The organism is Denitratisoma sp. DHT3, assembly GCF_007833355.1.
GTDB lineage: Bacteria > Pseudomonadota > Gammaproteobacteria > Burkholderiales > Rhodocyclaceae > Denitratisoma.
Genome location: NZ_CP020914.1, coordinates 2,533,100 through 2,545,895, shown reverse-complemented (window position 1 = coordinate 2,545,895; position 12,796 = coordinate 2,533,100). Strand labels below are relative to the sequence as shown.

Genomic DNA, 12,796 nt, shown 5'->3' with positions numbered 1-12,796 from the left:
CGCTCACTGGAAGTCGTAGCGGTAGGTCAGGTTCACCGAGCGTGGTGCGCCAGCGGTATAGGTCACCCGGCCGCTGGTGTCCTTCTTGGTTTCGAAGGCGTAGTGCTTGTCGGCCAGGTTGTCCACGTTCAGGCTCAGGGAGTGGCCGTTCCGCTCATACGCCAGGGAAAGGTTGGTCACCCATTCCCAGCCCTGGTACTTCTCGGTGTTGGCGTTGTCCAGCCAGTATTCGCCCCATGAGTTGGCGCTCAGGCGAGCGCGCCAGGAGCCGCCTTTCCAGCCCATGAAGACACCGTATTGACGCTTGGGAACAAAGGGCAGGTACTTGCCGGCGCGGTCCAGGTTGGCGCCGCCGACCAGTTCGGTGAAGTCCTGGTACTTGTAGTCGGCATAGGCATAGTGACCCCCGCCTTCCCAACCGCCGCCCAGTCCCAGGGTCGCGGCGAGTTCGAAGCCCTTCTTGGCGGTGCGCCCGGCGTTCAGATAGCTGGTGACACCGCCGTTGTACTGCTGCACGATCTCCTTCCGCACCGGGTTGGAATACAGACTGGCGTCCAGTTGCCAGTCCGACCCCCGCCCCTTCAGTCCCAGTTCATGGTTGCGGGCGATGGGCGCTTCCAGGCGTGGATTGTTGGAAATCTCGCTGGTCGAGGGGATCTGGCCGGCCTGGGTGACCATCGCAAAGGCGTTGAAGGATTCGTTCAGCTTGTAGCTGACCGCCAGCTTGGGCGCCGGCAGGTCGAAGGTCTTGGTCAGCGAACTCCGTCCCGCTCCGGTCACATAGCGGCCGCTGGCGTAGTCGAATTTCCAGAACTGCTGATTGCGATCCTCGAAGCGCACCGTGTCGTAGCGCATGCCCAGGTCGACGATCCAGCGCGCGTCGGGGCGCCAGGATTCCTGGACATAGACGCCGGTGAGCAGCGTCTTGCTGTCGTCGACTTCGGCCAGGACGCCCTTGCGGTCCGACAGCGTGGCGGTGATGCGTCCCGCCTGGGGGCCGCCGACGATCCGCGCGACGTCGCCGTACTGGTATTTGCGCGAATCCGGCTGCCGCTCCTGGCGCAGGGTCAGGCCGCCGACCAGGCTGCCCTGGTCATGTTTGTACTGGGCTTCCAGGTCGGTGCCCAGGTTCCAGACCCAGGAGGCGGTTTCGTTGATGATGCCGGTCACCGGGTGGTAGTGGTACCAGGTGTTGAAATACACCCGCGGCTTGAAGGTGAAGGCGCCGCGCTGCATTTCAAGCTTGGAATTCAGGAACCAGACCTTGGAATAGCGCCCCGAATGCTTCCATGCCTCCGAGGTGCCCGTCTGTTTGCCGCTGTCGCGGAAGCGGTCGAACATGTAACCATTGGCGGCGCCGTTGTCCATCGCGCCGGGCAATTGCATGTTCGCCTCGGAATAGGATATCTCGCTCTCCAGCACGTCGCCGCCGCTCAGCGCCAGGCCGTGCTTCAGCGAGCTCTGGGTGGTGTCGAACCTGTTCCGGTAGCGCCAGTCGTTGTCCATTTTGCGGTGGGTCAGGGTCACCGCCAGGGCCTGGTCGTCGCCCAGCTTCCAGCCGTAGCGCAGATGGTAGTTCTCGGTGCCGTCGTTGCCGTAGCCCACGCGCAGGCTGTTGGCGCGCTGCTCGAACACCGACTTGGAAAAGATCTGGATCGCGCCACCGCTGCTGCCGCTGGCGAACAGGTTGCCCGGTCCCTTGGCCACTTCGATGCGCTCGATGTCGAGCGTGTCCACGAAGTCCAGGCGGGTGAAGCTGTCGGGATCGCTGAGGGGGACGCCGTCGCGCAGCACCATGATTTCGCGGATGCCGTAGGGTGCCTTGAGGCCGGCGCCGCGGATGATCAGGCGAGCGTCGAAGCCGCCGTTCTTGCTGTCGATCAGCACGCCCGGAATGCCCTGCAGCGCATCCTTGATGTTGAACATCTTCTTCTCGTCCAGCGTCTCCTGTCCGACCACGGCGATCGCCTGCGGCACGTCGGCGGTGGATCTCGCCTCACGCGTGGCGGTGACGCTGATCTTGTCCAGTCGAACCTCCTGAGCGGCTGCCGTCGCCGGCCCGAGCGCCACGACCGTAAGCAGGAACAGAGGGCGCATGTTTGCGGATTGCATTTAGAACTCTCCCTTTCAACGAACGCCGCGCCCGGGTACGGTGCCGGGGCGGAGGGGGGGAATGCTATGGCCGGCATATGTCACCGTCCTGAGTCAAAACGCCGCATGGGACATTCCGCCGCATTCCATTGGATTGGGGCGGGAACCTAGAATCCGCAGCGGGATTTGAAGGGGAAAAGGGAGAGACCGGTGAGCCATGCAGTCGCATTTCCACTTGCCGGCGCGGTCTGCCACCATCGTGCGTTGCTGGTCAGGCCCAGGCCATTCTGGCGCCGCCCGTGCTTTGGGGCGGTGCTCCTGCTGCACGCGGCGGTGGTGGCGGCGCTGCTCCAGGGGCGGGGGCCACAACCCGACGAGCCGGCCGCACAGGTCGTACCGGTCCAGGTGCTTGCCACGGTCGCGGCGTCGGCGCCCGAGCCGGCTCCGGCCAAGGCCCAGGCGCGCGAGTCCGCCAAGATTCCCCGGTCCGACGTGATGGCCCCGCTGGTGCCAGCACCTTCGGAACCCATGGCCATCCACCATGCCCCTCAGCCGCCCGTTGCCGCAACGTCCGTGGCGAGGCAGGCGGACGCGGCGTCGGCGCCGATCGTCACAGCCGCACGCTTTGATGCCGACTACCTGCGCAATCCCACACCGGCCTACCCCCCTGCCTCGCGGCGCTTCAACGAGGAGGGCAGCGTGCTGCTGCGCGTCCTCGTCAGCGCCGGCGGCAGTCCGCTGCGGGTGGAGGTCAGGCAGGGCAGCGGCTATCGGCGTCTCGACGAAGCGGCGCGGGAAGCGGTCGCGCGCTGGCGCTTCGTGCCGGCGCGGCTGGGCGCGGAACCGGTCGAGGCCTGGGTGGAAGTCCCCGTGGAGTTTTCCCTGGCCAGTTAGCCGCCCGGTCGGGAACTTCGGCAGGCTTTAGCACTCTCTTGCGGAGAGTGCTAAGATTGATCTCATAAAGGAGGTGATGTCTTATGAGCCATGCCCTGACCGCCGCGAATTTCTCCCTTCCCGCCGCGACCGGCAGCCTGGAGGCCTATATCCAGGCGGCGAACCGGGTGCCGATGCTGTCCGAGCAGGAGGAGCATGAACTGGCCTTGCGCTTCCATGATGAGAATGATCTGGAAGCCGCGCGCCGGCTGGTGCTTTCCCATCTGCGGCTGGTGATCGCCATCGCACGCGGCTACGCGGGCTACGGTTTGCCGCAGGCGGACCTGATCCAGGAAGGCAGCGTGGGCCTGATGAAGGCGGTGAAGCGCTTCGACCCGGAGCGCGGCGTGCGCCTGGTCTCTTTTGCGATGCACTGGATCAAGGCCGAGATCCACGAATACATCCTGAAGAACTGGCGCCTGGTGAAGATCGCCACGACCAAGGCGCAGCGCAAGCTGTTTTTCAACCTGCGCAGCCTCAAGCAGAACCTCGCCGCCCTGGGCCAGGAGCAGGTGCGCGCGGTGGCCGCGCAGCTGGGTGTCAAGCCCGAGGAAGTGATCGAGATGGAAACCCGCTTCGCCGGCGGCGACGTGGCCCTGGAGCCGGTCGGCGCGGAGGACGAGGAGCACTTCGCGCCGATCGCCTATCTGGCGGCGGACAACAGCGTTGATCCCTCGATGCAGCTGGAGCGGAAGCAATACGACCGGCTGCAGGGCGAGGGCCTGCGCAGCGCCCTGGCCGGGCTGGACGAGCGCAGCCGCGCCATCGTGGCGCGGCGCTGGCTGGTCGATGAAGGCTGCGAAGCGGCCACCCTGCACGAACTGGCCGCCGAATTCGGCGTCTCGGCGGAGCGCATCCGCCAGATCGAAGCCAAGGCGCTGCAGAAAATGAAGGCGCTGCTGGCCGATCAGGTTTGATTGCCACCACGAAGCACCCTCAAAACCACGGCGACGCGACGGGCACGGCGAAAACCCTCCGCGTCGCGTAGGAGCGGGCTTCGACCAGCTCAGCCCGAACGGGTGGTGATTGGTCAGCGCTGCCCCAACAGAGCTTTTCCGCCGCGCCGCCGCAAGGAAAAGCGGCATGCGGCGCCAGCCGCATCCTATCGGTGCCAGCTACAACGTTCCCCCAAACACCCGAGCGCAGCGAGCCGTATCGAACCCCCCACGGGGGGCGAAGGGGGGAGCGTCACTCATTTTTGCGCAGTGCGGCCAGCACCGGCGCCGTCGCCGGGCGCAGGCCGCGCCACAGCAGGAAGGCTTCCGCCGCCTGCTCCACCAGCATTCCCAGGCCGTCGGCGCAGCGCGCGCCGGCCGTGGCGGCCAGCGTCAGGAACGGCGTTGCCTTGCCATAGACCATGTCGTAGGCCAGCGCGCCCGGCGCGAACAAGCCGGGCGGCAGCGGCAGGCCGGTGTCGGCGAGGCCCGCCGACGTGGCGTTGATCACCACGTCGAAGCTTTGTCCCGACAATTCGTCGAAGCCGCAGCCGTCCACGTTGGCCCCGTTGGCACTGAACTCGCGGGCCAGGCCGCGGGCCTTTTCCGCCGTGCGGTTGGCGATCAACAGCCGCGCCGGCCGCTCGCCCAGGAGCGGCAGGATGCAGCCGCGCGCCGCGCCACCGGCGCCGAGCAGCAGCACCCGTCGTTCCGCCAGCGCGCGGTCCAGATTGCCGGTGATGTCCGCCACCAGGCCGGCGCCGTCGGTGTTGTCGCCGAGGATGCGGCCCTGCTCGAACGCCAGGGTGTTGACCGCTCCCGCCGCCCGCGCGCGCGGCGTCAGGGTATCGGCCAGGCGAAAGGCCTCCTCCTTGAAGGGCACGGTGACGTTCATGCCGCGTCCGCCGTCGGCGATGAATCCGCGCACGGTGGCGGCAAAGCCGTCCAGCGGCGCCAGCAGCGCCTCGTAGCGCATGTCCTGGCCGCTTGCGGCGGCGAACAGGGCATGGATGCGGGGGGATTTGGAGTGGGCGATCGGGTTGCCCACCACGGCGTAACGATCTGTCATGGAGTGGTCATGGCGCGGGTCATTGCGCTTTCAGCATATCGGCCTGGGTGAAGCTCCAGGTGCGGGCGAAGGCGAGGATGTCGAACTGGGATTTGAGGTTGTCGGGGAAGCGGGCGAAGGGCGCGGCCAGGCGCAGGATGCGCAGCGCCGCCTGGTCCAGGATCTTGTTGCCCGAGGAGCGCTGGATCTCGGCGCGCTCCAACTGGCCCTCGGCATTGATTTCCAGATACACCACCAGGCTGCCGTAGAGCTTGCCGCGCGCCTCTTCCGGATAGTTGAGGTTGCCTACCCGCTCCACCTTCTGCCGCCAGTCCTCCAGGTACTGGGCCGGCAGGTATTCCTCGGTGCGGGCGCCGATGAATTTCTTGCGCGGACGCTTGTTGTAGTCGTCCATCTGTTTTTCGATCTGGGCTTCCAGGCGCGCGATGGCCATTGAGCGGCTGTACAGGTCCTGGCCCGGCGCGGTGTCCGGCGGCAGCGGCTGGGCCGGCGCGGCGCCGGCATTGAAGGCCCGCTTGCTGCGCATTTGGCTGAGCAGCTGGCGGGTCTGGCTTTCCAGCTGCGCCACGCGGCGCCGGGTCTGCGCCAGATCGTCGCCTTCGCGGGTCTGCGCCGAGGGCGGCAGCGGCGTCGCGGCGCGCCGCTCCTGGTCGGTATTGCCGCCACCGTCGAGATTGGCCTGGGCCTTGGCCTGGGCGTGGGTGGGGCGGGCGGCGTGCTTGCTATTGACCAGCACCACGTCCAGCGCCCGCGTCGTCACCCGTTCCAGGGTGCCGGGGAAGGTGAAGTGGATGGTCAGCAAGCCGGCGTGCAAGGCGACCGAAACCGCAATGGCCAACGCCATTGTCGGTAGGTGCAACAGGGCTGTGATGAAAACAGGCCAGGTCGAGCGCTTCCCCATGGCCTGGATTTTACTCTGGGGCTTCTTCGTCGCCCTCTTCGCCGCGCTCTTCGTCAAAAACCCCGTCAGGTGCGGGTGATGTCAGCATCTCAACGAATCGCGGGCGGATCTCGGCGTCCAGCAGGTCGATGCCTTCCACCGCCAGCGCCACCGCCTGTCCCGGATCGCAGGCCGGCAGGGACGGTACCCTCAATACCAGGGGCAGGTCGTCGCAGCGCACCAGGTTTTCCCGGATCACCTGGCCGGTCAGCGTGGTGCGGCCCTGCTGCAACAGCCAGCGCAGGCACCAGTAACGCTCCATGCCGCGCTGGAAATCGGCGTAGGCGGAATAGGTGGCGTCGAAATCCCGCATCGCCGCCAGCAGTTCCGCCGACTTGAGCGGGAAGGGCGGGGTCTCCTGGCGCAGCAGGGCGATCAATTGCCACTGGTTCACCAGGTCGGCGTAGCGCCGCAGCGGCGAAGTGGTCCAGGTATAGCAGTCCACGCCCAGGCCCTCGTGGGGCGCGGGCACGGTGGTCATCCGCACCTTGCCGGTGGTCTGGGCGCGGTACAGGGCGCCGACCTTGGCGGCCGCCAGCTGGCTGCCCCAGGTGGCGTTGGCGACGATCATCAATTCCGCCACCAGCGTGTCGAGCGGGCTGCCGCGCGGGCGTTCCTCGATCTCGATCCAGCCCGGTCCCTGCGGCGAGGTGCGAGCCCAGTCCACGTGGAAGTTGTAGTCCTTGCGCTGGTTCTGCTTGCCGGCCTTGCCGCGGCCGGCTTCGAGCACCGCGGCCAGCTCCCAGAGGCGCTTCAGCTCGTCGCGGAAGGGGAACTCGCCCAGCCCCGCCTGCAGGGTCTGCTCGTTGAACAGCGGCTCGATATCGTGGTGGCGCAGGTTGGCCACCACCGGCACCCGCTCGATGCGGCTCTCATGGCCGAGGATGCGCAGATCGGGCGCCACTTCCAGATACATCGAGACGGCCGGCACATCGCGGCCCGCCGACAGCGTGAAGCGCTCCACCACCGGATCGGGCAGCATGGTGATCTTGCGGCCGGGCATATAGACCGTCGACAGCCGTTCCCGGGCGATCCCGCCAAGCTCGGAGTCGAGACCGAAGCCCAGGCCCGGCGCGGCGATGTGGATGCCGACGCGCAGGCCGCCGTCGGGCTGGAACACGACCGAGAGGGCGTCGTCGATCTCCGTGGTGTGGGCGTCGTCGATGGAAAAGGCTTGGACTGCCGCAAGCGGAAGTCCCGCGAAATCGGCAGCACCTTCCCCCCCAGCCTCCCCCGCTTGGCGGGGAAGGCTGGGGGGGGCCGTTTCGGTTTTCCCCGGCAGGGCAGGGAATTCCGTTCCCTTGGGAAAGAATTCGAACAGGAAGCGGCCCAGGTGGTACTTGTGGGTGTCGGTGATCGCGCCGCACTTTTCCAGCAGGCGCGGCGCCGACAGACCGGTCTCGGCGCAGGCGGCTTCCAGGGCCTTGGTCTCGATCCGGTTGCGGTCCGGTTTGTAGAGCATCTCCCGCAGCAGGGGCGGAAATTCGGCGGGCAGGCGGCCGGCCTTGAGTTCCTCGGCCATGCGTTCCTGGGCTTCGGCCTGGAGGCGTTTTTTTTCCAGGCCGGCCTTGGCGGCCTGCAGGATCTCCGGCGGCGCCTTGCGGAAACGCCCCTTGCCCTTGCGGTGGAAATACATCGGCGCCGCGTGCAGCCGCAACAGCAGTGCCGCCGCCTCGGCCGGCGCCGGGCTGTGGCCGTAGTAGTCGGCGGCCATCTCCTCGAAGCCGAATTCGCCGTCCGGACAGGCTTCCCAGAGGAAGTCGGCGTCCATCGCCGCCGCCTCGCTCTCGGCCCGGGCCAGCAGTTCGGCGGCGCTCGGGGCGGCGAAACGCAGCAGTACGTTGGCGGCCTTCACCTTGCTGCGCTTGCCCGAGGGCAGCTCCACTTGCAGCGAGGTGGTGTTGTCGGCGAGCACGCTGCCGGCCTTGAAGCCGCCTTCTTCTTCGAACAGGATATTCATGAGTCGAGTGCGGCGAAGTCGATCACTTCGTCCGGATGTATGACGCCCTCGCCTTCGAGGGGAGGGTTGGGGTGGAGATGGGATTGTTTCCTGCCTCCCCAAAGGAGGAAGAAGCGCCGCGCGGGGAAAGGATCATGCGGCGGTCCAGTCCACCAGGCCGTAATGCGCGGTGGCCAGCACCACCAGGCCGAAGGCGATGCGGTACCAGGCGAACGGGGTGAAGTCGTGGCTGGCGATGTAGCGCAGCAGCCAGCGCACGCAGAGGAAGGCGGAGATGAAGGCGGCGACGAAACCCACCGCCCACATGCCGATGTCGTCGGCGTTGAGCAGTGCCCGCTCCTTGTAGAGCTGGTAGGCGGTGGCCACCAGCAGCGTGGGAATGGCGAGGAAGAAGGAGAACTCGGTGGCGGCCTTGCGCGACAGGCCGAACAGCAGGCCGCCGACGATGGTGGCGCCGGAACGGGAGGTACCGGGAATCAGCGCCAGGGCCTGGGCCAGTCCGAGCTTGAAGGCGTCGATGATGTCCAGTTCCTCCACCGTCTCGACCCGGATGCGGTGTTTGCGCCGCTCGGCCCAGAGAATCACCAGGCCGCCGACGATGAAGGCCAGCGCCACGGGAACGGGCTTGAACAGGTGGGCCTTGATCGCTTTCTGGAAGGCCAGGCCCAGCAGCGCCAGCGGCAGGAAGGCGATGAACAGGTTGAGGACGAAGCGCTGGGCTTCCCGGTCTCGTGGCAGGCCGGCCAGCACCCGGCCGATCCGGGATCGGTACTCCCAGCAGACGGCGAGGATGGCGCCGGACTGGATCACGATCTCGAACAACTTGCCGCGCTCGTCGTTGAACTCGAGCAGGTCGCCGGCCAGGATCAGGTGGCCGGTGCTGGAGATGGGCAGGAATTCGGTGAGGCCCTCGACGACGCCGAGGATCAGGGCATGCAGCAGGAGGATGGGGTCCATGGTGGGAATTATACCCTCGCCCCCCTTCGCCCCCCTCCGGGGGGTTCGATACGGCTCGCTGCGCTCGGATGTTTGGGGGAACGTTGTAATGGCACCGATAGGATGCGGCTGGCGCCGCGTGCCGCTTTTCCCCATCGTGGGAAAGGTGGCGCGGCGGAAAAGCTCGTTTTTCACGCTAGACTTGAAAGTATCTGGAAAAGCCTGACATCGTTTTCCGCGACGAGGAGATTGCCATGAACAGACTGATACCGCTCGCCCTGGCCGCGCTGCTGGCGGGTTGCGCCAGCCAGTCCCAGGTGCAGTTGATGGGCCGCGACAGCGGCAAGATCTACGGCGGCCTGGTGCAAAGCGACGGCTACGGGGCATCGATCCTGTCGGTGACCATCGAAGGCGTCGGCTACAGCGGGCCGATGATACGGACGGCGTCGTCCGACAGCTACGGTTTCATCGAAACCTACTCCTACGGCAGGCGTCATTCCCAGTTCGGCGCCATCCAGTCCTATGGCGACAGCACCGCCTACAAGGCCTTGCTGACGTCCCCCGACGGCAAGGGTCTGCGCTGCGACCTGAGCAGCGGCGGCGGCGGCCAAGGCGGCGGGGTGTGCGTGGACGACCAGTCCCGCAGCTACGATCTGGTCTTCAAGGGCCAGTAGCGGCGGTCCGGCGGGACCCGCTGAGGCTACTCCTCCTCGTCGGCGTCCTCGCCGATCAACTGCACGTAGGCCCGCAGCACGAAGTCCTTGAACAGGCTCACCTCTTCCTCGGTGAAGCCCTTGATGGTGCGGGTGCCGACCCGTCGCACGCTGGGCAGCGATTCAGCGATCAGTGCATGCCCCTGATCGGTGACCTTGATATCCATCCGGCGCTGGTCGTCGGGGCTGCGTTCGCGCCGGATCAGGCCCTTCTTCTCCAGGGCTTGCAGAATCCGGGCGATCGCGCCGGAATCGTAGCCGTAGATGCGGCAGAGGTCGGCCGCCGTGCTGCCCAGGCCTTTCTGAATCATGCGGCAGACGCCCCACTGCGAGCCGGTGATGCTCCACGGAGCCAGCGCCATGTCCACGCGATGGATCAGCGCGTTGTTCACCATGCCCATCAGAAACCCAAGCGGCATCTTGTGTTGGGTCTGATAGGACTCGATATCCATTCCAGCGGGCGGCACGGTCGGGTTCTTTTTGACGGACATGGCGGCTTCCTGGCGATCCGGGCAGGCCGGCGAGTCTAGCCCGAATATTTCACGAAAGTAGGTCGGCGGAATCGCCGTGAGGCGCGTTAATACTGGTGTCGAGACAGGGTTAACGGAGTATTCCGCCGATGCCAAATTGTACGCGTGGGGACATGGAGTTTGGGCGCCTGGGTCGTTGCACGATTGAGGCGAATTTTGAGGGTGGCGCGCTCAGTTCCGATGGCGGCCTGATGCTGCTGCGGCAAGTCGACCGGCGCATTGGATTGTCACGTGCGGTAGCGGAAGCACTGCACGACCCACGGGATCAGGATCGCATCACGCATGGGATGCGCGACCTGGTCGCCCAGCGCCTGTATGCCCTGTGCTGCGGGTACGAGGATCTGAACGACCATGCCGCCCTGCGCAACGACCCGCTGATGCAAACCGCCGTCGGCACGGGTGATGAATTGGGCAGCAGCCCGACCCTGTGTCGGCTGGAGCAGCGGGCCACGCGATCGGACATCGTGGCCTTGAACCGGGTACTGGTCGACCAGTTCATTGCTAGCCAGGCGACCTGTCCGGAGGAACTGGTGCTGGACATCGACGCCTCCGACATCCCGCTGCACGGGGAACAGGAACAGACCGAGTTCCACGCCTACTACGACCACTACTGCTACCTGCCCCTGTATGTGTTCGCTGGCAAGGCCATGCTCGCCTGCGTCCTGCGCCGCAGCCGGATCGACGGTGCCAAGCATGCGGCCGCCGTAATCAAGCTGATCGTGACCCGGCTACGCCAGACCTGGCCGGCCCTGCGGATCATTGTGCGCGGGGATTCGGGATTCTGCCGCCAGCGCCTGATCCGCTGGTGCGAACGCCACGGCGTCGGCTACATCATCGGGATGGCGAGGAATGCCCGTCTGCATCGCCACGTAGCTGACTGGGAGCAGACGATGGCGCAGGCTTTCCACGACACCGGGGTCAAGCAGCGACTGATCCGGCAATTCTCCTACGCCGCCAAGAGCTGGGATCGGGAACGACGCCTGATCACCCGCCTGGAGTTTGGCGTCCAGGGCACCAATCCGCGTTTCATCGTGACCAACCTCGACCGTCCTGCCGAGGAGCTGTATGACGACCTCTACTGCCAGCGGGGCGAGGCCGAGAACCGGATCAAGGAAACCCAGTTGGATCTGTTCGGTACGCGCGCCAGTTGCCACAAGTTCCTGGCCAACTGGCTGCGCATCTTGTTCTCGGCATTGGCTTACACGCTGATGCAACGCCTGCGCGAGATCGCGCTCCGGCACACCGATCTGGCGAAGGCCACGGCGGCGACGATTCGCGTAAAACTGCTCAAGATCGGGGCGGCGGTGATTCGCAATACGCGGCGCATTCGCATCCTGCTGGCGTCGCACCATCCGCTGCGCGATATCTACTTCATCGCCGCCAACGCCTTGGCGTCTCCATAGCCGCAACCGAGTGCGTCCCCGACATGGTGAGCTTCGGGGGTTGGGGGAAGTCCGTCTGAAATTCGCTTATTTGATCAAGATTTGATCAAATGCCTCCACACGCATCACGATCAACCCGTCCAGCATATCTACGCGCCCAAATCATAGGGCTGGTGAAATATCCGGGCTAGTTGTTGCATCCCGTGTGATCATATCCCGCTTCGTAGCTGGCCACTCTTTCGAGCAAGAGAAGTGATGCGTGGTCTGATTGAAACCTTGAAAGCGAAGCAAGCGACATGAGTGAAGTCCACGCCCAAGCCCGAACGACCCCTCGAACGCGAACAGAGATCAAGCAGTCATCCGCATCGCTGGCTGAGTTGGCAGAACGCTACAACATCAGCGTAGCGACCGCGCGTAAGTGGAAGCGGCGCGATAGTCCGGAGGATTTATCGCACCGCCCGCACAAGCTCTGTACCACGCTGACGCCTGCGCAAGAGGCGATTGTCGTGGCGTTACGGCGCCTGACGCTGCTGCCGTTAGATGACCTGGTGGCTGTGGTGCGCGAATTCATCAATCCGGAAGTCTCGCGCTCGGGACTGGATCGCTGCTTGCGCCGCCATGGCGTGGCCAACCTGCGCCAACAACAAGCCGAGGCACTGGCCGATGCAGGCGAAATCCAGCCCTCTGTCAAAACCTTCAAGGATTACGAGCCAGGCTTCCTGCACATGGATATCAAGTACTTACCGCAGATGCCCGACGAAAAAGAGCGGCGCTACCTGTTTGTGGCTATCGATCGCGCCACACGCTGGGTGTTCATGCATATCTATGCCGATCAAAGCGAGCGTAGCAGCGTGGATTTTTTGAACCGCCTGGAACGCGCCGCACCGATGAAGATCGTCAAACTGCTCACGGACAACGGCAGCCAGTTTACCGACCGCTTCACAAGCAAAAAGCGTGAGCCCACAGGACGCCACGTCTTTGATGTACGCTGCGCGGCGCTGAACATCGAGCACCGCCTGTGCCCGCCACGCCACCCGCAGACCAACGGGATGGTCGAGCGTTTCAATGGCCGAATCAGTGAGGTGGTGAGCCAGACCCGATTTGCTTCAGCCGCTGAGTTGGAGACGACGCTTGCGCGCTATGTAAAAACCTACAACCAGCAGATTCCGCAGCGCGCACTCAACCATCGTTCTCCCATTCAGGCGCTCAAGGAATGGCAGCAGAAAAAACCAGAATTGTTCAAAAAACGTGTTTATAACCAGGCGGGACTAGACATCTAGTTCATTCCCTGCCTCCTGAACATCCCG

11 protein-coding genes are annotated in these 12,796 nt (G+C 65.3%); 5 read left to right on the top strand and 6 right to left on the bottom strand.

Annotation, left to right across the window (positions count from 1 at the left end; translation table 11 throughout):
• Window positions 1-3 precede the first annotated feature (3 nt).
• Window positions 4-2,112, bottom strand: a complete 2,109-nt coding sequence (locus tag B9N43_RS11710) for a TonB-dependent receptor (protein WP_145842372.1) — start codon at window positions 2,110-2,112, stop codon at window positions 4-6.
• 189 nt (window positions 2,113-2,301) lie between these two features.
• Here B9N43_RS11710 and B9N43_RS17415 point away from each other — a divergent pair, with 189 nt between their 5' ends.
• Window positions 2,302-2,985, top strand: a complete 684-nt coding sequence (locus B9N43_RS17415; RefSeq protein WP_222428719.1) for an energy transducer TonB — start codon at window positions 2,302-2,304, stop codon at window positions 2,983-2,985.
• Between the two features lie 83 nt (window positions 2,986-3,068).
• A complete protein-coding gene (rpoH, locus tag B9N43_RS11700; protein ID WP_145842371.1) occupies window positions 3,069-3,941 on the top strand; it encodes an RNA polymerase sigma factor RpoH in 873 nt (290 codons plus the stop codon).
• A gap of 271 nt (window positions 3,942-4,212) precedes the next feature.
• Here the strand turns inward: rpoH and aroE are convergent, their stop codons facing one another.
• The 4 genes from aroE to B9N43_RS11680 all read right to left on the bottom strand — a co-directional run bounded on the left by aroE (window position 4,213) and on the right by B9N43_RS11680 (window position 8,885).
• Window positions 4,213-5,028: a shikimate dehydrogenase gene (gene aroE / locus B9N43_RS11695; protein ID WP_145842370.1), complete on the bottom strand. Its 816-nt coding sequence runs from the start codon at window positions 5,026-5,028 to the stop codon at window positions 4,213-4,215.
• Between the two features lie 19 nt (window positions 5,029-5,047).
• Window positions 5,048-5,872, bottom strand: coding sequence for an energy transducer TonB (locus B9N43_RS11690; protein ID WP_261379316.1), 825 nt, complete (start codon window positions 5,870-5,872; stop codon window positions 5,048-5,050).
• Between the two features lie 67 nt (window positions 5,873-5,939).
• Window positions 5,940-7,928 carry a ribonuclease catalytic domain-containing protein gene (locus tag B9N43_RS11685; RefSeq protein WP_145842368.1) on the bottom strand — a complete coding sequence of 663 codons (1,989 nt, stop codon included), beginning with the start codon at window positions 7,926-7,928 and terminating at the stop codon, window positions 5,940-5,942.
• A 132-nt stretch (window positions 7,929-8,060) separates the two neighbouring features.
• The gene (locus tag B9N43_RS11680) at window positions 8,061-8,885 is read right to left on the bottom strand and encodes an undecaprenyl-diphosphate phosphatase (protein ID WP_145842367.1); all 825 of its coding nucleotides are present in this window, start codon (window positions 8,883-8,885) and stop codon (window positions 8,061-8,063) included.
• A gap of 233 nt (window positions 8,886-9,118) precedes the next feature.
• Here B9N43_RS11680 and B9N43_RS11675 point away from each other — a divergent pair, with 233 nt between their 5' ends.
• Complete coding sequence (locus tag B9N43_RS11675; RefSeq protein WP_145842366.1) at window positions 9,119-9,538, top strand: hypothetical protein; 420 nt, start codon at window positions 9,119-9,121, stop codon at window positions 9,536-9,538.
• A 26-nt stretch (window positions 9,539-9,564) separates the two neighbouring features.
• Here the strand turns inward: B9N43_RS11675 and B9N43_RS11670 are convergent, their stop codons facing one another.
• Window positions 9,565-10,068, bottom strand: a complete 504-nt coding sequence (locus tag B9N43_RS11670; protein WP_145842365.1) for a MarR family winged helix-turn-helix transcriptional regulator — start codon at window positions 10,066-10,068, stop codon at window positions 9,565-9,567.
• A gap of 128 nt (window positions 10,069-10,196) precedes the next feature.
• Between B9N43_RS11670 and B9N43_RS11665 the strand changes: the two genes are divergently transcribed.
• Complete coding sequence (locus tag B9N43_RS11665; RefSeq protein ID WP_145840817.1) at window positions 10,197-11,510, top strand: IS1380 family transposase; 1,314 nt, start codon at window positions 10,197-10,199, stop codon at window positions 11,508-11,510.
• Between the two features lie 275 nt (window positions 11,511-11,785).
• Window positions 11,786-12,769, top strand: coding sequence for an IS481 family transposase (locus B9N43_RS11660; RefSeq protein WP_145842364.1), 984 nt, complete (start codon window positions 11,786-11,788; stop codon window positions 12,767-12,769).
• Window positions 12,770-12,796 lie beyond the last annotated feature (27 nt).